Genomic DNA, 20,819 nt, shown 5'->3' on the forward strand with positions numbered 1-20,819 from the left:
AGGTCGAACGGGTCGCCTTCAACGACCTCCCAGACCCTCAGCATCCCGAAACCACGCGACAGGCGCGTTTCGACCATACGGTACGATCTTCCCTCGCGCAGGGCCGACTGAAGTCGGCAGCGGTGCCTTGCGGCTTTTCCCGTTTGTAGGGGCCTTGCATGCCCCCCCACCGTCGAGGGCTGGACGCAAGCGCGTCCCGCGGGTGTCCTGGCCTTCCGCGCTAGCGCTTGTGCAGGCCGGGTGATCCTCTCCGCGCCGGCCGACCCTCAATGGCTTTTCCCCGCTCATCGCCTCTTGGCTAGCGCCGTTTGCATGCGCGACCAGAGCCTCTGGCGAATTCTGGGCGGTGTCAATCCGCACCACCCTGAGGCGAGCCCCAATGAGCGGCCTCGCGTATCTGGCGTTTTGCGGCGGGACAAGACGAAAATCCAAGCGCTACGAATTAGCCGTGCAGCTGTTGCAGTAGACACTCCCGCCTTACGGGCCAGTTCACCGGCGGTGTGAGCGATATCCATCTGGTGCTCCCAGCATGACGTCAGCCAGAGCTGCGCGCTGATGGGGACAGCGCCGCATATGCGGAACAGATCCGCGATTCAAGGGATTTTGCCGACGGTGCATCCGTGTTTAGCTTGGAAGACATGCTTCGTGCGGGGGGCCGCGATCTGAAGACGCGCGCAAGCGCAGCAAATCTGTAGTTGTCAGTCGCGTCATTGCTGCAATCTGCTGTTGGGAAGGTTGGCGACCGCAGCGGTCATCCGGTTGCGGTTGGTGCGTCGTTTTAGGGCACGACGCGCCATGGCTGCGAGGCCTGTTTGGCTTTAGTGGGAATCGGCGTTGCCTTTAATTTTCTGCATTTGCGCAAGATCGACCAACCTTGACGTGAAAGCACGTTGCAGTTCGGTGGGGAGCCAATCGGAACGCGTCGTATAGCCGATGACACGGTGAGCATTGGGGAGTTTGAGCGGCAAGCTCAAAAATAGGCCCAATTGTTCCTCGAACAGCACCTGGTCCTTCGACAGCAGGGTAATGCGGTCGCTGTTGATCAGCAGGTCACGCGTCGTCACCATTGAGCTGGTTTCGATGTTGGTCCGGTGTACCTTCACTTCCGCGAGCAGAGTATCGAGCGCCTTGCGCCTTGGTGTGTCGGGGCGCGGCAATATCCACTCACAGCCTGCGAGATCCTTTAAAGTGATCGTCTGCTTTGCGCTCAAGGGGTGGTTTCGGCGTGCGACCAGGCAGTAGGGGTCGTTGAACAGCGGATATTCCATAATCTCTGGGCCCGGCGTTACGGGCCGGAGCGTCCCGATGATTATGTCGATATGCCCGGATGTCAGCCACGCATAGAGGGCTTCATAAGGGCTTTCGAGAATTGTCGCGCGCATGAGCGGGTAGTCTTCGGCCAGCCTGGACAACGCGCGGGACAGCAATTGCGAGGCACCGAGTGGAAGGATGCCTATTCGCACCGAGCCATGCATTTCGCCGCGGGCGGTCGCCAATTCATCCTCCCCATAGCGGATTTCCTGCCTGGCAAGACGAAGCTGGCGGGCCAGCCGCGCGCCCACCCGATTGCAGGTTTTGCCGCTCGCCGTGCGCACGAAGAGTGTCCGGCGCAGGTTCGTTTCGAGTTCGCGTACACTGCGATTGATAGCGCTCTGCGACGTTCCTAAGGCCTGGGCGGCGGCGGTGAATGAACCGTGCTCGTCCACTGCAAGCAGAGACTGGATTTGCGTCCATGTCACATTGCGCACAGAGACCGGGCCCGGGGGCGCGCTGGAACGGCCGAATTCGGCGGCTTCCTGAACGGCTTCCTCGATCCGTCGAAGCGCCCGTTGCACACGCACCAGCAAAATTTTTCCCTCCGCCGTGAGGAAGCTGCCGGTCGGCGTGCGCTGCAGCAGGTCCGCCCCGAAAGCCGCTTCAAGCTTCGCCACCGCTTGGCTAAGTGCCGGTTGCGACAAGTGAATAACGTCTGCGGCGGCACTTATGCTGCCCAGAGATGCAATCGCTTCAAAAGCGCGGAGATGTCGGAGCCGGATCATCGAACAGCCTTATCCATTTTGACCGCAATGTAACATAAACCAATAGCATGGGCCTCAGTATCAATTTGCTCTGGGGTCGCTGCATACAGCAATATCCGTCTCGGAGGAGCCGACAGCCCATCGCGAATGCAATGTGGTGTGTCCAGTAAAGTTATTAGCTTGGCAGGTGAGTTCGACCTCGGCTCGGATCATCTGAGATCGCTGCCGATGGCGCGCGTCGAGCGCGGTCATCGACCGATAGCTAACCTAAAAAGGGAGAGTACTATGAACGTGTTTACAAGAAAAGTAACCCGCAGGTCGGTTTTTGCGGGCGGTGCCGCATTGGCCGTGGGCGCTGCTGCGCCTCGGTTGGTCATGGCTGCGGGGAGCGCTTCGCTGGCCGACCTTCCGTACGAGGTCAATATCGTCAACACGGGCTCCAACGCCACGCTGGTCTTGCAGGCGCTGCTGGATCAACTCGGTTACCTCAAGGAATTCAACGTTAATGCGAACACCGTAAATGTCGGTGATGGCACAAAACTTATGGGCAGCCTGATCAGCAGTCAGGCCGATATCTGCCTGCTGTCCGGTTTCTCTCAGGTCCTTCCCGCCATCGAACGGGGAGCCAAGCTCAAGCTCGTCGCTGGAGCCAACCGCTTGATCGCGCAGGCGCTTTACACTTCCAACCCCGACATCAAGACCGTTGAAGATTTGCGCGGAAAGACCGTCGGCACCGGCGCTATCGGGGCACTCCTACACCAGATGATGATCGCGCTGCTTCGCAAGCATGGTATCGATCCGTCCGAGGTGCAATTCGTCAATATCGGCAGTAGCGGCGCGGTGTTCAAAGCGGTGGTCGCCGGCAAGGTGGATGCCGGTCCGGCCATGGTCGATGTCTATGACCAGCAGGCCGATTACGGCGTGCATGCGATCGCAGATTTCTGGAGCGAGCTGTCTGAATATCCGTACCAGGGTTCGTATGCCGGACAGAAGGCGATTGACGAGAAGGGGGACGGCCTTGCTCGTGTGCTTGCGGCATACGGCAAGATGTACCGCTTCATGATGGAGGACCCTTCCGCTGAAGACGCGTTCATGACTGCCTACAAGACCGCGATCGGCGCCGCCGACGAATCCCAGGGGCGGATGATGATCAAGTTTACGCGCGATACCCAAAGCTATGCCGCCGATCTTATGATCACGAAGGAGCAGATCGACTACATGCAGGATCTCAACCTCGAACTGGAAGTCCAGAAGCAACGCCTGTCGTTCGACCAGATCGTCGATCTGTCATTGGCCAAGAAGGCCGTAGCCCTGATCGAGGCCGCCTGATGGGCACGCGGAACGCCAGGCCACTGCAAATCGCGGTGGCCACCTACGGATGCACGGCAGCGCTCAAGAGTGGCGAAATCGCCATTGCCGGCGTGCAGCCGGAATTCGTCGAGGTTTCCCCCATCATTGCCGCGTTCCGCCGAATGGTCCGTGGGCTGGAGTTCGACATCTGCGAACTCGCTCCCACGACCTATCTCATTGCCCGGGAACACGGCGTTCCGATTACGGCGCTACCGATCTTCATGAGCCGGCGGTTCCATCACTCGGGCCTGCAGGTTCGAAATGACGCCGGCATCGAGGGCCCCAAGGACCTCGAAGGCAAGAAGGTCGGCGTCCGCGCCTATTCCGTGACCACCGGCGTTTGGACACGTGGCATTCTGGCCAACGAATTCGGCGTCGACAACAGTCGCATCGAATGGGTGGTGGACGACGAAGAGCACGTCCAGTCGCTGCAACTTCCACCCACTGTCACTCATGCGCCGCAAGGGCGCTCGATCAGTGAGCTCATGGCCGAAGGCGAAATTCAGGCGGGCTTTGCCAGCCGTGCCGGGATTGGCCGCAAGGGCGCGCCCGGGGTCGGCTGGGAGGCGCCTGAAACCGAAGCGCAGCCCTACCGCGAATTGTTCGCTGATGCACCCCGCTTAGAAGCCGAATGGTACAGACGCACCGGCATCTACCCTGTCCATGGATGCCTGGTTGTGCGCGACGACGTTCTCGCGGCAGATCCGAGTCTGGCCAGGCGTCTCTATGAGGCGTTCGAGGCCGCAAAACAGGCATGGCTTCCCGCCTTCTGGGATGGCGGGGACGATGTGCTGGATAAAAAGAAATACGCAAAGATCGCTACCTTTGTCGGGGCCGACCCGCTGCCGAACGGCATAGAAAAGAACCGGGCGACGATCAATACACTGGTCGGATACGCCCACCAGCAGGGCCTGATTTCCAGGCGCCCCGCCCCGGAAGAGATTTTTCTGGACCCAACGGCCTAGCCGCAAGCTCCCACTCACGAGTTTTCAATGACGTATGATACTATCGACATCCACCCGCATGTCATTTCCACAGATACCGAGCGCTATCCCCGGGCGCCGTTGGGTGGTCACCAATCGACATGGTCGGAAGAACGCCCGGTGTCTTTCGAGCAGCTTCTCAAGGACATGGACGAGGCGGGCGTGAGCAAGGCTGCGATCGTACAGGCCTCGACCTGCTACGGGCACGACAACAGCTACGTGATCGACGCGGCTGCGGCACATCCCGACCGCTTTACGGCCGTCTGTTCTGTGGACGTGTTGGCTCCCGACGCCAATGAGCGGATCGAGAGCTGGATGCGCCGTGGCATGAGCGGACTGCGCTTGTTCACAACCGGCAGCACCCTGCCCGGCCAGGCGACCTGGTTTCGTGACGAACGCACCTATCCTACCTGGAAGTTCGCCGAGGAGATCGGCCTGCCGGTATGCATGCAGATGACCCAGGATGGCATCACCGACCTCAGGCGCGTCATCGAGCATTTCCCCAACATCCGCATCGTGCTCGACCATCTGGCCCGTCCGGTGCTGGACAACGGCGCCCCGATGCTCGGCGCATCCGCATTGTTCAGTCTGGCGGAGTTTTCCGGCGTCTACTTGAAATTGACAGTACGCGCCTTCGAGGCCCTCGCGAAGGCCGGCATCCCCGGCACGGACTTTTTCCCGTTGCTGCTCGAAAAATTCGGCGCCGGCCGCATCGCCTGGGGCTCGAACCATCCAGCTTCCGCAGGCGGCCTCAAGGCACTCAAGGCTAAGGCAGAAATAGGATTGTCCATGCTGTCAGACCATGATCGCGCCAGCATTTTCCGCAGGACCGCCCAGACCATTTACCCGGTGCTGGCCGATGCATCTGCGACAAGGAGCGTGGAAAATGCCTAAGCCCATTCGTGCGGTTCTTTCTGACTACCCGCTGACCGCGCCGATAAAGCAGTTATCCGCTTTGGGCGACACGCCCCTAGCGTTCGAAAGCGTAAAGCCGGTCAGCAAGGCCTTTCGCCCCATGGTCCGCGAAAGCGCCTTCGATCTCTCGGAAATGGCGATAGTCACCTATCTGCAGGCCCGCGCCTACAACAAGCCGATCTGGCTGCTGCCCATCGTGCTGCTGGCGCGTTTCCAGCATCGCTGCATCGTCTGCAATAGCGAGCATGGCATCCTGAGACCGCAGGACCTGAAAGGCCGCACCGTCGGGGTCAGGGCCTTTTCGCAGACGACGGGGGCCTGGGTGCGCGGCATCCTGGCCAGCGAATATGGGGTCGACCTAGATGCTATCAAATGGATCACCTACGAAGACGCCCATGTGAGCGAATACGCCGACCCTGCATCCGCCATACGCGCCCGCAAGGGTACCAAGCCTGGCGACATGCTGCAGAGCGGCGAGATCGACGCGGCGATCCTCGGTAACGATCTGCCGGATGATCCGCGACTCGTTCCGGTGATTGCCGACCCGGCAGCGGATGCCAAGGCATGGTATGCGAACCGCAAGGTCACGCCCATCAATCACATGGTGGTGGTGACCGAAGAGTTGCTTGAGAACGACCTCGGCGCAGTCCAAGCGTTCGCCGAACTCATTCGACAAAGCAAGCAGCAGGGCAAAGGCGTGTCCGAGGCCGGGATCGACATGAACCCGCTCGGTGTTAGGACCATGAGCCAGTCGCTCGAACAGATCATCAGCTATAGTCTGCAACAGGGCCTCATCCCCCGTTGCCTTGAGGTTGAGGAACTCTTCCACGACAAGACCCGGGACCTGTTAACATGACCATCATGACAAACGACGAAGAAATCGTCGGTACCCGCCCCGCCCATCGTCGCGTCAAGCTTGGCGTGCGCAAGGTCAGCAAGACCTTCCGCATCCGTTCAGAGGACGGCAAGACCCAGACGCATCTCAATGTGCTTCGTGACATCAGTTTCGATGTCGAGGAGAATGAGATTGTCTCGCTGATCGGCGAAAGCGGCTGCGGCAAAACCACTTTGTTGCGCATCGTCCAGGGGTTGATGCGGCATGACGCCGGCGCCATCGAAGTTGACGGACACGCCGTATCCGGCCCAGGCCGAGACCGTGGCTTCGTCTTCCAGCAAGCCAGCTTGTTGCCTTGGCGAACCGCGCAAAGCAATGTCGAATTCGGCCTCGAAATCCAGGGTGTCGACCCCAAAATTCGGGCCGAGCGCGCCAAGCAGTTGTTGCGGCTGGTTGGTCTCGATCAGGCGGCCACTCGCTATCCGCATGAACTTTCGGGGGGAATGCAACAGCGCATCGGCCTGGCCCGCGCAATGGCAATCGATCCATCGATCCTGTTGATGGATGAACCATTCAGCGCCCTTGATGCGCAGACCCGAGAAGTGCTCCAGCGCGAGCTGCTGCGCATCCAGGCAGACGCAAAAACCACCATCCTGTTCGTGACGCACGATCTCGACGAGGCGATCTATCTGTCCAACCGCATCGTGGTCCTCGGCGCCCGACCCGGCCGGGTCAAGGAAATCATCGACGTACCGTTTGCCGGCGAACGTCCCGATCTCCCCGTCCTGCGCGGTTCGCCTGAATTCCAGGAGATTCGCCAGCATATTTGGCAGCTTATCGGCAATCAGTCGATGCCGGCTCATACATGAAGCAGAGCACCATGACCCAAACAACAGAAGCCACTCTGGCAACAGCACCCGACACTGAAGTCGAGGAACTCGTCCTCAACAAACCCACTCGCCGCTATTGGGCGGTGCGGATGATTTCCATCTTCACGGTCCTGCTGGCATGGGAGGTTTTGGGACGCCAGGTAGATCCCCTTTTCATCGCCTGGCCGACCCAGATCGGGGCCGCGGCGATCGACATGATCCATAGCGGTGAACTCGTCGGCGCCTTCCTTGAGAGCATGAAGACGCTAACGCTTGGCTTTGTCCTCGCCAGTATCGTCGGCATCGCTCTTGGCCTGGTGATCGGGCGGTACCGCTATGTCGATGCCAGCACCGACTGGCTGGTAAACGCGCTTTATGCGACCCCGCTTGTTGCCATCACGCCACTGGTTATTCTCTGGTTTGGCCTGGGGTTCCAGGCCAAACTATTCATTGTGTTCATCCTCGCCGTGTTTCCGGTGCTGATCAACACCGCCAGCGGCGTCAGGAATGTCGCTCCGCATCTGGTCGATGTGGGCGTCGCTTTTGCAGCCAACGAACGCACGATCTTCCTCAAGATCATCCTGCCGGCGGCCGTGCCATTCATGATGACCGGCATCCGCCTTGGTGTTGGTCGCGCCATCATCGGCATGGTGGTCGCGGAGTTCTTCACGGCCATCAATGGGCTGGGCGCGCTCATTATCAAATACGGCAACCAGTTCGAGACGGCCGCGATGTTCGTGCCGATCCTGTCCCTGATGCTGATGGGTGTGGTCTACACCGCAATCGCAATGCGCTTCGAGCGCTGGGTAGCCCCCTGGCGGTTCACCGACAGCGACTAGGTGAAAGCGACACCCATTTCCGCAACCCAGATCCGGAACATGCCATGATTATCGATATCCACGGTCACTACACGACCGAACCGGCCGCGCTAAAGACGTTCCGCGAGCAACAACTCGCCGCCCTGAAAGCCGGTTCCCCTTCGCCTGGGAGACCGGTCATTTCCGACCATGAACTCATCGCCAGCGTGCAGCCCCAACTTCAAATGCAGCGCGACCGGGGTGGAGATTTGACGATCTTCTCTCCGCGTGCCTCCGGCATGGCGCACCACATCGGCACCGAAGCCGTTTCTATCGAATGGACCCGGGTCAGCAACAACCTCATTCACCGCATCGCAACTCTGCTGCCCGGCAATTTCGCACCGGTCGGCCAACTGCCGCAGCATCCGGGCGTGTCACCGGCAAATTGCATTCCGGAGGTTGAGCGTTTGGCGAAACTCGGTTTCGTCGGCGTCAATCTCAATCCAGACCCATCGGGTGGCCACTGGACCGATCCGCCGCTGACGGATCGCCACTGGTATCCACTGTACGAGAAGCTGTGCGAGCTGCGAATGCCGGCGATGATCCACGTGTCGTCATCGTGCAATCCCAATTTCCATGCAACCGGGGCGCACTACATCAATGCGGACACCACCGTATTCATGCAACTCATTGAAGCTGACTTGTTCGCCGACTTCCCCCAGTTGAAGCTGGTCATTCCGCATGGTGGTGGAGCAGTTCCCTATCATTGGGGGCGATATCGGGGTCTCGCACAGCAGATGAAACGACCACTGCTCGACGAGCATCTATTGCGCAATGTCTTCTTCGATACCTGCGTTTATCACCTGCCTGGGGTCGAACTGCTGACGCGCGTGATACCGATCGACAACATCCTGTTTGCATCCGAAATGCTGGGAGCAGTCAAAGGCATCGATCCCCAGACCGGACACCACTTCGACGACACCAAGCGCTATGTGGACCAGCTCGAACATCTTAGCGCCGCAGAGCGGAAAAAAATATTCGAGGACAATGCCATGCGAGTTTATCCGCGTCTTGAGGCGCACTTGGTCAAACGGCGTTCGCCCACTCCAGCCGCCGATACTGCAAGAGTCTGAAGCATGACCAATCGATTGAATGGCATCATCTCACGGCTTGAACGCGGTGAAACCCCGATCTCGCTGTTTGCACCGACCAACATCGAAATGGCCATCGAATTGCAGGACTCCGGCTATGACGGCGTGGTGTTCGAAGGCGAGCACAGAGGATGGGATATTTCCGCCCTGCGCGACAGTCTGCAATATCTGCTCAATCGCGGCCAGATTGTGGGCTCGGCTTCGGTGGCCCCGGCTGTGACGCCGCTGGCGCGTGTTCCTGCAAATGGCGTCGAGCGCAACCAGTTCCTGGCCAAGCAAGCTCTTGATCTTGGCTGCTACGGCATAGTGTGGCCGCATATCAGCACGGTCGATGAAGCCCACAACGCCGTTTCCGCATGCCGCTATCCGCGCTTGAAGGACAAGCCACTCTATGAGCCTGCCGGGATTCGCGGTGACGGGCCAGCCCAGGCGGCGCGCTACTGGGGGCTGTCGCAGCAGGACTACTACCGAAAGGCCGATGTCTGGCCGCTGGCTCCCGAAGGTGAAATCCTGGTGGTCATCCAGATTGAGGACACAACGGGCATTTCCAATCTGCGCGACATATTGCGAAACGTTCCTGGCATCGGCGTCGTCCTCATCGGTGAAGGCGATCTCAGCCAGGAATTGGGATATCCTCGCCAGACTGAGCACCCGGCGGTTCTTGAGGCCATGGCTGAAATTGTGGCGACTTGCCGTGAAGAAGGTGTCGTCGTTGGCCACCCTCATGCGGGGCGAAAGAATACCGAGCGACTTGCACAGGAAGGGTATCGCTTCATGATGTGTGCTGCGCCGCGGGACTATTCGGGTCTTGCGCACCTTCGTACCATTGCGGGAACTGCATCTTAGGGTCTGGAACTATCAAACGCTTTCATTGAGGGAACTGTTGTGAGTGTAGGATGACCGCACCGGAGCGAAAGTAGCCGTTTTCATTCTCGTCCCGGCCGGGCGGGTCATGGCGCGGACAGTATTAATCGCGCCTGCGCCAGTCATTCCTGCATCGCGCCTGCGGCGTTTATCTGCCGGTGTGCTCTGCGAGTCATTGGGTTTGGTTGCCGCGACCCAGCGACGGTCGGGAGATCAACGGCGGCGGAGCAACGCGCATGCCCGATCCCGAGGGGCTTTTCTTTAGCCTCGTCGAGGTTGCCGACAAAGCGATGTATCAGGCCAAGCGGTCGGGTCGCAATCGTGCGGTTTTGACTGAGGGATAAATCGCATCAAAGAGGTTCGTAATGCGTGATAGCGCCTCTCAGGTAACCGCAAGCACGACTCCCGTGTCGTATTGACGGACGAAGTCCACGCGGGAGCCGTCCCAGTGGTAACAATAATACCGCCCCTGTGCCGGGATGCTGACAACGTCGGGCCAGAAGGCGCCTATGCAGCTTCCGCCGGGGAACCTCACGCTGTTCCAGATCAATCCGTCGCTTCCGGCCGCCTTCAGGCGCCGGCCTTCGGCCTGCGAAGCTGAGTAGTCGTCCGGGTGAAGGACTCCAGAGACGGCGTTGACGTCGTCAAGATTGCGGTCCACGCTCCCGATCAGGACCCGGAAGTCCGAGGTCCACCCGGGATCCTCTTTCGTGGCGCCCATGAACCTCTGGTGGTGGTGGATGGTTTCGGCCAGCGCGACGTTTTCGCTGTTGCCAGCGTAGTAGACGCCATAGCTGCCATCGGTAAACCGCCCGGGCCGGAGCGGCGAGCAGTGCACGAAGGGAGCCATAACGTAGCTGGCGCCGGGTCCCGCGACCCGTCGGGTAGCTGGAACCTTGCCGAGGTCGCCCACCTCGAGCCTGATGCGTGGGTTCGTCTTTGCCTCGACGGACACGAGCGCCTCCCAGTCCCTGGGATCGGCAATGTCTTCGAAAAGATCGATCGGCGGATGGATGGACCGGATGATACGGTAGGTCTGCGGCCAACGGGTTCGGCGCCGCACCGCCAACCTGCTCACCAAGCGCCGCGCTCCGCGTCGAGCCATTCGCGAATCGCTGAGATGTCGGAGATTTCGCCTCGCAGCATCAGTTGAAGAGCCGACTGGCCGCCAAAAGCTCTATTCGACTTCCTTACCCAAGCATACCCACGGCCTGCATCCTTGAAGAGATAGCGCAGGCCCTTATGAATGCCCATCAAGTGGGCCATCCGTGTCCGGAGATCACGGTCGATCCTCCCGTGCGCGCCGTCCTTCCAGCGTGCCCACGTGCGGGCAGACATGCCGCCAAGGAGAGTGCATGCTTCCGCGTCAGTCACGCCCCACGCCTTGAATAGGTTCACCGTCGTGCGCGCCAGCGCGCCCGCCTCGTCGTCGGAGATCGTTGGATTGGCCGCTCGAGCTGGAGTGGCCAGAACGTGTTGGAACTGCATGGAATTGTCCCTTTGTGGCAGATACATAGCACATTACTGCCATTTGGCAAATGTCGTCGACCTTCCCTGCGTTGCTCGCTTGGCTCTCTCGGCTTCCACAGGGGCATCCTTACTGTCGAATTCGAATGCGATGCACCCAGCCTGATGAGTAAGCAAAAAAATACACCTGCCCGAACCGCCCGATTTTCATTCTATTTCGGGTTGGGACCGTCAACATCATCTGGAACTGCTGAATCAAGGATCCGTGACCAATTCCGGGTAGTCGGGCCAGGGCCTCCTGACTGCATTGATTTCTGAACTAAATCCCTCAATTTGCACGTGGCGGACTCAAACCTCGCCTCGATTGTGCCTGTGGACCGTGCTTCTGCATCGTTTCCGCTGAAGAAATCCGACATTGAATCCAGTGCCGGTGAAGCGCCGCCTTTGCGCGCTTCATCTGTAGAACGGCTTGGAGCCCCTTGTGTCGAAAGCGAGCTCGGGATGCGCTCGGGTGCAACGGACGCCGATCGATTGTTGTCGGCTACGGAGCCACCCGGCATGCCGCCGCGAAGCCTGAGATCGGATGCGGATACAGACGTCACGCGGTTGGGCAAGTTCTTCACTGCCATCGCCGGAACTGCACCGGGCGGTAAAAGTTCAAGTGCCGGAATGTCCGGGACGTTGGCCCTTGAAAAAGCTTCCAGCTGACCAAACTGTGCCGTTGCGAAGAAACGAAGCTTGTCTGCGAAAATCGGCCCCTGCCCTTCCGGCAGGATGATCATCTTGCCCGAGGGCATTTGGCGCACCTCCTGCGGCATCATTAGATCCCGTTCGCGCAACTGCTCCACCTTGGTTCGTCGATGCAGACCCATGAGCTCGATGGTCCGTGACTCGGTTGTATAGCGCACGGTTCGCTTACCGAGACCTTTCGATACGCTTTCGGCAGTGACTTGATCATTGGCTCCAAAGACAAGCTGGTAAGCGCAGTTTCCCATAAGCGAATGGCGCGCTGTTTCCCCATAAATCTCATCGAGCGTCTTCAGATCCTGGATGACGAAAGCCATCTTGATGCCGTAGCCGGCTACGTACGGCAACTTGGTGGTGATTTCGCTCATCTTTTTCAACTGACGGAACTCGTCGAGAAGGAAATAGACCGGAAGCGGGTGGGCAGCATGCTCGAGCATCATGGTATCGAGCGCTTGCTGGACAAAGAGCGCGAGCAAGGGTCTCAGAAGGGATATGTCGGTGATGTTCGGTGCCAGATATATCGAGATCGGCCGATGCCGCATCGCGCGCAGATCCATGTCGGTGACGCTTGACGCCGCGGCTATTCTTTCATTGCGAAACGGGCGTAGCGCCTTTTGGACATCGAGAAGCGCCGACATCGCCGTGCGCTCGGATAGCGCGATGTAAGCATTGAAGCTTTCGGTCGTGAAGCGTGACAGGTAAGGTTCCTGCTTCTTGATGGTTGTCATCAGAAGCTGAAGATTGACCCCGCTGCTGAAGAATGAAGTCACCTCAACGAGGTTGCGCTTCCCTTCATAGAATACACTCTCCTGAATGTAGCTGATGACGCCAGCCATCACCTGCTGTGCCGTCGCCTGCCAGATGGCATTTTCGGATTCCGTATTCTCCGGGACCAGGAGGCCGGCGATGTTTTGGATGTCCGTCGTGCGATCGCCGCGATCCGGCCGGATGAAGTCGAGCGGGTTGTAACGATGGGTTCGTGCCGAACCCGGCGCAAACAGAAAGACCTGGTTGCCCCTCGATTTTCGATAGCCGGCGGTACTTCTAAAAATCTCGCCCTTTAGATCTGTGACGATCATCGAACCTTCGTGCATCAATGCGTTGGGTATGACATAGCCGACGCCTTTGCCCGAACGCGTCGGTCCAATCACCAGATGATGCCGATCGTCATTGACGCGTAAAATACGGTGCCCGAAGCGCCCAAGAATGTGCCCCTTTTTCCGGAACCATTTTCCCCGGCGCAACACCATCGCGTTTTGAAACCGCGCATCTCCAAGGGGGGCTGGTTGTGAACGAAGACCTGCATAAGCGACGATGCCAGCTCCGAACAAAGCCGGCACCATTGCACTCACCGCAACTGCCTGAAGCACAGGACTGTCAAAGTAGGCGATCAGTTGCCCGAAAGGCGCCAGCGGATTTGTCGTGACGGTCGCGCGCAAAACACGATCGTCGCGATAAAAGATCTGCAGTGTGAACCCGTAGGCTAATGTCCAGATCACGCAGCCGATCACCAGGCTGAAAATCAGGTAACAGACGCGTAGCGGCCCCGTCATGATTTCTCTGCCAGTTTGCGGGCAAAGAAGATTTCAGAAACGCGGCGGCGACCACCGTCCCGCTGCAGTTGGATGACGATCGGGATCACGCTTTGAATGTATGAAATCAAATCTGCCTTTGGATAGGCTGCGGACAGACCCGCTTGCATGACCATCATCGCAATCTGTTCGTAGGCCCCAAGTGGTGTGTCGGCGTGTACGGTCGACATCGAACCAGGATGGCCCGTGTTGATTGCGCGCAGGAACGCAAAAGCTTCCGCTCCCCTCACCTCCCCGACGAAGAGCCGATCCGGCCGCATTCGCAGCGAAGCTTCCAGCAAGGACTGAATTGTAACATTGGCCGTGCCTTGGCCACCACGCGATGCGATCAGGTGCACAGCGTTTCGCTGTGCTGGGAACAACTCCCGGGTATCTTCGAGGGTGATGATTCTTTCCTGCGAGCCGACCACCTTCAGGCATGCGTTGAGAAAAGTTGTCTTTCCTGTCGACGTTCCACCGCTGATGAGGATCGACACCCGCCTTGCGATGGCGCTACGGATGAAGCCGTATATGTCTTCATTGCGAAGATGGTGGATCAGCACGCGATCCGTTTCGTTCAAGCCGCCAAGCGCAACGGTCGTTTCTTCCAGAGCACCGGTGTCGCGGTAATCCTCCAGTGAAAAGTTGCTGACAACCTGTTTGCGGATCGAGATTGCGCCGCCTTGGGGTGCGGCTGGCGGAAGAACGACCTGAATACGCTCACCGGAAGGGAGGGTTGCGCTCAACAGCGGGCTCTCGGCGCTGATGAACTGATTGGTGGCGGCTGCCACACGCTCTCCGATATTGATAATTTCGGCGCTCGTGAGCCGCGCAACGTCATAAAACTCCATATGGTCGGCGCCGAGGCGCTCCACATAGACCGCGCCTGGACGGTTGACGGAAATCTCGACCACTGCGGGGTCGTCGAGAAAAGTCTTCAATGGTGCCAAAGCACGGTATAGGAAATAGTGTTGATCGCCCCAGGCGAGGTCAGTCCAGGCCACGTTCACGACGAATGTCCTTGAGCGCTTCGGTTACCGGGTCGTCGTAAAGAGCGGAGAAGTCGAGGTCTTGACGAACGAACACGAACAAGCGCTCGCCCTGGCTTACGCGAATTGTCGGAGGGACCTTGAGGCTGTCGCCAAGCGTCTGGTTGGCCATGTCCGAGAAGGTCTGCGCGATCGCGGCACGAGCGATTTCTTCCGGGTTCTCGGCGCCATTGCCGCTTGTTGCTGCACGGCTTCCGGCGCCAGCCAGATAGCTCGCACCGCCGCCAACGACCGACAGCAGGATTGCCGCTCCAAAACGTTCCCGAAACTTCTTGTCAACTTGTCCGGTCAAGCCTGCACGCCCGAGACCATCAGCGCCTATGGAATTCAGCCGGACAGTCACGCCGTCGTCCCGCAGCAAACGCGTCCAGACTACGAAGATCCGCGTCTGCCCTTGCATCATCTCCGACTGATATTCGCCGACGAGTCGGGTACCGGTGGGGATTAAAATGCGGCGGCCGTCAAAGGAATACACGTCCTGCGAAACGATGGCACGGACCTGCCCCGGCAGATCGCTGATGATCGAGGTTTCAAGGATGCCCGCAATGAGAGTTCCTTCCGGAACGAGGGCATCGATGCGCTCAATCTTTTTTGCCTTTGCGGAACGATCGCCGAGGTTCGAAGCAGTCGCCAGAAACCTGCTTGCACGATCTTCGCCGGCAACCGACGAACCCTCGCCTTCGTTGTCCTGGAGGCCTTTCGTGCCACTCTCTGCCGCCTCGCCATCAAACACGATCATGGCGGAGCGGTAGCGTTCCGGAAATGCAGCTTCGGACGGCTCGGCCGATTGAGGTGGAGGTGGCGCGGCTCGTGTCACCGGAGGCGGTGGCACGTCAAACTGAGTGGTGTCGATGTTGTCCTTGGGTGGAGCAGGTGGCTGCGGCAATTCAATCACAGCAGGCGACGCCAACTCGGTTTTGGCTGTATCGTCGTGCATAAAAGACGGTGGACGAAAGACGGTCGTCGTGAATTCTTCCTCCCCGCCCAACATGTCCCCCGCCGGCTCTTGCGGGCCTGAGGTCACGAGATAACCTGCCACGAGACCACAAAGGATGATCAGCCCACCGCCGAGCAATTGATTGCGGCGCACTGAGCGATCGGCGACTTCAGGAAGATCGTCCTCTAAAAGGGCGTCTAGTTCCAAAGTTCGCTGGCTCAATTGCCGCTCCTTTGCCGCTGTGTCGCTTGCGTATCTTCGGCTGGCCCGAAGATGTCGGCACGAGGTTCACCAAAGGCCGGCCGCCGCAGGTTGAATATGCAGGTCCATTCATTGCCGTCGCGTAGCGTGAACTGGGTTGCAGTGCCGTCGACCACAATGAAGTCCCCTTCCCTGCGGAAGTTCACGAGCGTTTCGGAAAAGTCCGCGTTGACAGCAAAGATCGCTGGAACGGTGGCGCCGAATTTGAAGAAGGTCTTTTTCACGTCGTCAAAAACCATAAGAGGCTTCAGCCGGGCATCCCCAGAAAACGAATAGTCGATGTTGACGTTGGCCTTGTCGATGCCGGAGATGCTTGGCCAGGCAGCGCGCTGCTCGGCTTGCCGGTGCAAGGTGGCATTGAGATCTTTCTCCGGATACATGAACCGGATGCCGAACACCTTGTGCTCGGCCTCGGGCGCCAAATCGCGCAGTTCGAGATAGTAGATGCGTTTCGTCGTCACGACATTCATGTTCGTCGTCACGTTCCGGGCCGTCGGCTTGACGAAGAGAATATTGCCCTTGTCGGCCGGGACAACTTGCCAGCTGTCGCTATCGCCAAGCGAGATGGTTTCGAACTTCTCGTCTTCGTCGAAGACGACCATGGTCGAAATGCCGTAGGTGGCAAAAACCTGGACAACGTTATTTTCCTGGTAGGTGACGCTTGTAACGCGTTGATCAAGCGAGCCACCCTTCGGGGTCTGTGCGCCCAGTGCCGGTAAGGTAATGGCACCAAGCACAACGGCCGTCATGAAGAAGAGAATCTTCATTCCCCCTGCTCCGGCGTCACAGTCTCCTGGTCGCGGCGATAGGAGGAAACCTGGAAGCCCAATGGGTTTTCGAAGCGCCATTCATTGCGCATCGGCGTATCAGTGTACCGGAACCGGACAACCGAGATCCAATGCCGGACGACCGCGTCAGTCTCACTCTTTTCCGTCGTCGAGAAGCGAACGATGGCCGTGCTCTTATTCGGGAAGGTTACGGACTTGATGTCGACCAGCACGCGCTTCAGCCGACCGTAAAGCTTGGGGGGGTTTTTCGGGTTCGCGGAACTGAACAGGGCCTGGAGTTCACGCGCGGCCTCGCCCGTCGACAAGAGCGCAGCGATCCCGAAATAGTCCCCAATTGCATTGGGGTCGTACCCTTCGCGATTGCGGATATAACGCACCACATTGGCTTGGGTCACCGCCTGCTGCTCTGTCACTTTCGACGGCCGCGTCAAACCGGTCTGAACCTCGATGAATCCTGTGGTGCGATCTACGGTGACGACGTAAGGCTCGAAACTCTTCAGCGGCAGCAAGAAGACAACAGCCAGCAGGCCAAGCGCTGCAAGAAAGGCTAAGACGAGCGCTACCGACCATGCCAGGTAGGCCGATCGTTTAGCCCTCTTGATGATCTCCTGCTCCCAGACATCACCCTGCTGGAAATAGGAGTGCAGCGACTGCTCTGTGCTGTTGATCATGTATTGCCCGAATTGTTTGCTGTGGTTCAGTGCCCGTCAGGGTCGCCTTGGGGTTCCATTCAGAATAATCGAACGCTGCATTGCCACGCCGGCGGCCGGTTGCGAGGGACCCAGTCGGGCTTGGACACGTTTGACGGCTGCCTGGGTCTGCGCTGCCGATCGCCCGATGGCTCTACGGCTCCAAACGACCCCATTTGCTGTAAGATTGCGGGAGCGAGCCCCCAAGGGAATAGCCAGCCCACCCACTATTCCCTGGGCAAGCGACTGGACCTGGAACAGGACAAAACTGCCGGCGATGCAAAGCATGATGAAGGCTGCGAGGTCGCTCAACCTCAGCTCGCGGTTGCCCGAGATCTGGTCGATCTTGGTCAATTCCGGCTCCATCGCAGCGATGAGAAAAGCAGCGATCACGTAAACGAACAGCGGGATGAGCGCGTAGAGCAAGGACTGGTTGAACCAGCCCATCGCATATGGGCGCGTCACGTTGAAGAACATGCACGAAATGAAGATGGGCGCCGTTCCCAGCAAGACCCATAAAATCACTTTCGCAAGCACGAGGATGCCGAGTGCGATCGCCACAAACAGACCGGCAAAGATCATGATGACCATACCGACAAGCGCGGGGAGCACCGACAGGTAGCCTGCTTGTTCCGAAAACGCAGCTGCGGCGACGTTGGCGGTCTTCCAGATCTGCGACAGCCCGCTTGTCGGCTCCGTCACGCCAGTCGCGGACGCTGCCAGGATTGCCCGGCCGGCAGCCTCGGGCACCTTCGTCAACCACTCATAGAAGAAGGTGTCGAAGTTTCCCCATGAACTCACGATAATGATGATGGCGAGAATGCGGGTCAGACGCGCCACGATCTCCGCCATCTTGAGGCGGGACGAGCCTATGACCAGGTGGAGTCCGTAAAAAAGAAAGGCAAGGATGAAGAGGACGCGCAGCAGCGGTGCGATATCCTGGCTGAGCGCCTCGAACGCACGCTGCGAGAAATGCTCGCCCGAAGCATCGATCCGTTCGAGCAACTCGCCTATGAAATCATTCACCGCTCTGCCCCTGTTGTGCTTGTGGCTGAAGGGCATCGATCGCCGCCAGGGCGGCGATCCGGTCGGTATTCACCGGCGAAGCCGGGCCACATTCATGCAGACCAGTTGATGCGTAGCTCAAAAGATTGGCAGGCCTCTTGCAGGGCGCGGTCTGTTCCTTCGGTGTTGCGCAGCCGCTTGCAGACAAAGCCAGGACGAGGACGGCGACGTATGAAAAGCGCAGGTCGATCATTCGTATTGCAGCGCCTTGTGCGTGTTCGAGATGTCGGTCAGCCGGCGCTGGTTTTCCCCGTGCAGGGACTGCACGCCGGCATTGAGCACACCGATCATTTCGTTGAGCGTCAGGCCCGTCTGAACCTGAAGTTGCGTGTTCTGGTCGATCGAGCCCTTGATGTCCTTTGCCTGACCGATCTCCTGTCCTGCGCTTTCGAGGGCCGCGCGCCGCGTTTCGACAGCCTGTCCGGAACCGGTGATCAGCGCGGACACGCCGAGCACTGTCTTCATCAGTTCTTCGTAAGACTTGTCACTCGCCAGGGAGCTGTTTTGTTTGCCAGAGAGCGATTTGACCAGTTTCAGCCCGTTGATGAACATCGCCGCTGCCTGAGCAACTTGCGGGCTCATGCTGCCGAAATCGGCAACGCCGCCCTTCAGCAGCTTGTCGAAGGAAGGCACGGTTGAGACGCTGAAACCTTTGCCGACTGCGAGGTCCTTCAGCGAGCCGGCCTCGCTGCCGCGGTCGCCGGTAACTGCCTCCAGCGTCTTTTCGACAGTTTGGAGAATGTCCTTGTTGGTATCGAGGATTTTCGCCGTGGTTTCCGCCGTCTTTTTCGCAACCGCATAATTGGTCTTGTCGATGACTGGAATGTCCGCTGCCGCTGGCAAGACCATCGTTACGGTTGCCGCCAGAATCGCCAGTATTCGTTCTTTCATGTTCGTCTCCATCAATCCGGCATGAGCTGCAATCCAGCCTCGAGGTCGACCTTCTGGATGCAGGCTTTTGTCTCTTCGTCCCAGGCGAGCGCCTGCCGGCTGACGCAAAGGCCGGCGATTGCGCGCGTATCGTTCGCCCCGGGATCACCGTATCGGCTTGAGCGGTTTGCGCCCGACATGTCGCTCAGGGTCATTGCGTTGCGTGAGTTGGCCAGTTCAGCAAAAGCCGCGCCGAGCTGAAGCAGTTGGTTGAGCATCTCGATATTGGCATTTCGGGCACCGCTGTTGTGGTCCCAGCTGTCCTGGATCGCGCCGGCCGGTAGCGCGCCAAGTTGTGCGAACCACGAGGCGACATCACCAGAACCGTCCGTTATCGCGGACGTAAGGCCCATCGCATTCAGCGTGGCGTCACGGGCCGTTTCGAAGGCTGCTGTTCCACCGCCATAGCTAGCCGGCATGCTTGACTCGTCTAAACCACCGAAAGCCGGAAGCCATCTGCTGGCAATGTTGGCGACATAGCCTTGCGTCTCCCGGAATGGCGGGATGCCGCCATATTTCTGCACGTTGCCCGGACCGGAATTGTAGGCTGCGAGCGCCAGCGAAACGTTCCCGCCAAACAGGTTCAATTGTTGCCGGTAGTAGCGGGCCCCGCCGCGCAGGTTCTGTACGACGTCATACGGGTTGACGCCCAGATCCCTTGCCGTGCCAGGCATGAGCTGCGCCAGCCCCAGTGCACCGGCGCTCGACTTCGCACACGGATTGAAGCGGCTCTCCTGGTAAACCAAGGCTAGGAACTGATTTTCGTCAACATGCTCTTCGCGCGCGATGCGCCGTACGAGACCGGCGATGGTCGGATTGGCTTTCGCTGCCGAAACAGGATCATTCTTGCGCCCTGGGCGATAGAGCGAGCAGGTGATGCCTTGGCCTTTCGCGTAGCGGTCGCGATTTACAGTGTCGATCTCGGTGGTCTTGCGGGCGCGATCCTCAATTCGAACAAGCAGGCTCCGGTCGATGGTCGGTATGTCTGCAAATGCAGGCCATGACAGGAAGGCGAGCAGGATGGGAACACGCCTGATCATGCGGCTGGTTCCCATCCGCAAAATTCAGGAAGCCAAGCCGCCGGATCCTCACCAAGTCTCGCTCGCAACGCCGCACAGGCTTCGATCGTCTCCTTGCGGCCAGACAGGACCTTGACGATGTCGGGCATGGCCGAAAGGTCAAGTCGGGCAATGACGGAATCGTTGCCATGCTGTATAAGGAAGGTGCGCCGTTCAGGTGGCGTGTTCCGGACGAAGGCATATTCCTTCGCAGTCAATCCGAACCGGCGCATGTAGCTCTCCTCATCCGCGCGCGGATTTGGGAAGTGGAGATTGGTCGCCGACTGTTCGATCAGCGTGTGCGATTGCGGAGCGCGGGCGATGTCGGCCGCCGATTGGGTTCCGAACCCGACGACCCCGTTCAGCTTGCGGATCGTTTTGTGCGCGGCGGTGACAAATTAGGCCATGGAGCGCCGGCATAATGCTGGTGCGGGCGGAGTAAAAACCGTCCAGTGGCTAGGCTGATCCCTTTGGG

The 20,819-nt window shown here is 59.1% G+C and carries 20 protein-coding genes and 1 pseudogene; 8 read left to right on the top strand and 13 right to left on the bottom strand.

Features of this window, described 5'->3' with window-relative positions; translation table 11 throughout:
• Positions 1 to 818: 818 nt before the first annotated feature.
• The gene (locus tag ASD64_RS07550; protein ID WP_082549896.1) at positions 819 to 2,039 is read right to left on the bottom strand and encodes a LysR family transcriptional regulator; all 1,221 of its coding nucleotides are present in this window, start codon (positions 2,037 to 2,039) and stop codon (positions 819 to 821) included.
• 159 nt (positions 2,040 to 2,198) lie between these two features.
• Here ASD64_RS07550 and ASD64_RS07555 point away from each other — a divergent pair, with 159 nt between their 5' ends.
• The 8 genes from ASD64_RS07555 (at position 2,199) to ASD64_RS07590 (ending at position 9,764) form a co-directional block, all read left to right on the top strand.
• Entirely contained in the window at positions 2,199 to 3,347 is a 1,149-nt protein-coding gene (locus ASD64_RS07555; RefSeq protein ID WP_162249058.1) for an ABC transporter substrate-binding protein, read from the top strand.
• Between the two features lie 92 nt (positions 3,348 to 3,439).
• A complete protein-coding gene (locus ASD64_RS07560; protein ID WP_244480735.1) occupies positions 3,440 to 4,333 on the top strand; it encodes an ABC transporter substrate-binding protein in 894 nt (297 codons plus the stop codon).
• 27 nt (positions 4,334 to 4,360) lie between these two features.
• Positions 4,361 to 5,245 (top strand): amidohydrolase family protein, encoded by an 885-nt coding sequence (locus tag ASD64_RS07565; protein WP_056103158.1) that lies wholly within the window; start codon positions 4,361 to 4,363, stop codon positions 5,243 to 5,245.
• Positions 5,238 to 6,122 (top strand): hypothetical protein, encoded by an 885-nt coding sequence (locus ASD64_RS07570; RefSeq protein ID WP_156460058.1) that lies wholly within the window; start codon positions 5,238 to 5,240, stop codon positions 6,120 to 6,122. The genes ASD64_RS07565 and ASD64_RS07570 overlap by 8 nt, the downstream gene beginning before the upstream one ends.
• On the top strand, positions 6,119 to 6,970 hold the full coding sequence (locus ASD64_RS07575) for an ABC transporter ATP-binding protein (RefSeq protein WP_082549898.1): 852 nt from the start codon (positions 6,119 to 6,121) through the stop codon (positions 6,968 to 6,970). Before ASD64_RS07570 ends, ASD64_RS07575 begins: the two co-directional genes overlap by 4 nt.
• An 11-nt stretch (positions 6,971 to 6,981) precedes the next feature.
• A complete protein-coding gene (locus ASD64_RS07580; protein WP_162249059.1) occupies positions 6,982 to 7,809 on the top strand; it encodes an ABC transporter permease in 828 nt (275 codons plus the stop codon).
• 44 nt (positions 7,810 to 7,853) lie between these two features.
• Positions 7,854 to 8,900 (top strand): amidohydrolase family protein, encoded by a 1,047-nt coding sequence (locus ASD64_RS07585; RefSeq protein WP_056103165.1) that lies wholly within the window; start codon positions 7,854 to 7,856, stop codon positions 8,898 to 8,900.
• Positions 8,901 to 8,903: 3 nt separating this feature from the next.
• Positions 8,904 to 9,764, top strand: coding sequence for an HpcH/HpaI aldolase family protein (locus ASD64_RS07590; protein ID WP_056103168.1), 861 nt, complete (start codon positions 8,904 to 8,906; stop codon positions 9,762 to 9,764).
• 400 nt (positions 9,765 to 10,164) lie between these two features.
• On the opposite strand, the gene ASD64_RS07595 is transcribed toward ASD64_RS07590, so the two are convergent.
• The 12 genes and pseudogenes from ASD64_RS07595 to ASD64_RS21650 form a co-directional block, all read right to left on the bottom strand.
• Positions 10,165 to 10,863 (bottom strand): RES family NAD+ phosphorylase, encoded by a 699-nt coding sequence (locus ASD64_RS07595; protein ID WP_156460059.1) that lies wholly within the window; start codon positions 10,861 to 10,863, stop codon positions 10,165 to 10,167.
• Entirely contained in the window at positions 10,857 to 11,270 is a 414-nt protein-coding gene (locus tag ASD64_RS07600; RefSeq protein WP_056103222.1) for an MbcA/ParS/Xre antitoxin family protein, read from the bottom strand. The genes ASD64_RS07595 and ASD64_RS07600 overlap by 7 nt, the downstream gene beginning before the upstream one ends.
• A 191-nt stretch (positions 11,271 to 11,461) precedes the next feature.
• The gene (locus tag ASD64_RS07605) at positions 11,462 to 13,549 is read right to left on the bottom strand and encodes a type IV secretory system conjugative DNA transfer family protein (protein ID WP_056103176.1); all 2,088 of its coding nucleotides are present in this window, start codon (positions 13,547 to 13,549) and stop codon (positions 11,462 to 11,464) included.
• The gene (gene virB11, locus ASD64_RS07610; RefSeq protein ID WP_056103178.1) at positions 13,546 to 14,577 is read right to left on the bottom strand and encodes a P-type DNA transfer ATPase VirB11; all 1,032 of its coding nucleotides are present in this window, start codon (positions 14,575 to 14,577) and stop codon (positions 13,546 to 13,548) included. Before virB11 ends, ASD64_RS07605 begins: the two co-directional genes overlap by 4 nt.
• On the bottom strand, positions 14,558 to 15,775 hold the full coding sequence (virB10, locus tag ASD64_RS07615; RefSeq protein ID WP_056103181.1) for a type IV secretion system protein VirB10: 1,218 nt from the start codon (positions 15,773 to 15,775) through the stop codon (positions 14,558 to 14,560). The genes virB11 and virB10 overlap by 20 nt, the downstream gene beginning before the upstream one ends.
• Positions 15,772 to 16,581: a TrbG/VirB9 family P-type conjugative transfer protein gene (locus tag ASD64_RS07620; RefSeq protein ID WP_056103184.1), complete on the bottom strand. Its 810-nt coding sequence runs from the start codon at positions 16,579 to 16,581 to the stop codon at positions 15,772 to 15,774. The genes virB10 and ASD64_RS07620 overlap by 4 nt, the downstream gene beginning before the upstream one ends.
• Complete coding sequence (locus ASD64_RS07625; RefSeq protein ID WP_056103186.1) at positions 16,578 to 17,273, bottom strand: virB8 family protein; 696 nt, start codon at positions 17,271 to 17,273, stop codon at positions 16,578 to 16,580. Before ASD64_RS07625 ends, ASD64_RS07620 begins: the two co-directional genes overlap by 4 nt.
• 36 nt (positions 17,274 to 17,309) lie before the next feature.
• Positions 17,310 to 18,317, bottom strand: coding sequence for a type IV secretion system protein (locus ASD64_RS07630; RefSeq protein ID WP_056103190.1), 1,008 nt, complete (start codon positions 18,315 to 18,317; stop codon positions 17,310 to 17,312).
• Entirely contained in the window at positions 18,310 to 18,549 is a 240-nt protein-coding gene (locus ASD64_RS07635; RefSeq protein ID WP_056103193.1) for a hypothetical protein, read from the bottom strand. The genes ASD64_RS07630 and ASD64_RS07635 overlap by 8 nt, the downstream gene beginning before the upstream one ends.
• Positions 18,546 to 19,247 carry a type IV secretion system protein gene (locus ASD64_RS07640; protein WP_056103224.1) on the bottom strand — a complete coding sequence of 234 codons (702 nt, stop codon included), beginning with the start codon at positions 19,245 to 19,247 and terminating at the stop codon, positions 18,546 to 18,548. The genes ASD64_RS07635 and ASD64_RS07640 overlap by 4 nt, the downstream gene beginning before the upstream one ends.
• Positions 19,248 to 19,258: 11 nt before the next feature.
• The gene (locus ASD64_RS07645; RefSeq protein WP_056103196.1) at positions 19,259 to 20,326 is read right to left on the bottom strand and encodes a lytic transglycosylase domain-containing protein; all 1,068 of its coding nucleotides are present in this window, start codon (positions 20,324 to 20,326) and stop codon (positions 19,259 to 19,261) included.
• Positions 20,323 to 20,727, bottom strand: a pseudogene (locus tag ASD64_RS21650) (type VI secretion protein); the annotation flags it as partial. The pseudogene ASD64_RS21650 and the gene ASD64_RS07645, both read right to left, overlap by 4 nt.
• Between the last annotated feature and the right edge of the window lie 92 nt (positions 20,728 to 20,819).

The organism is Mesorhizobium sp. Root157 (genome assembly GCF_001427385.1).
Lineage (GTDB): Bacteria > Pseudomonadota > Alphaproteobacteria > Rhizobiales > Rhizobiaceae > Mesorhizobium.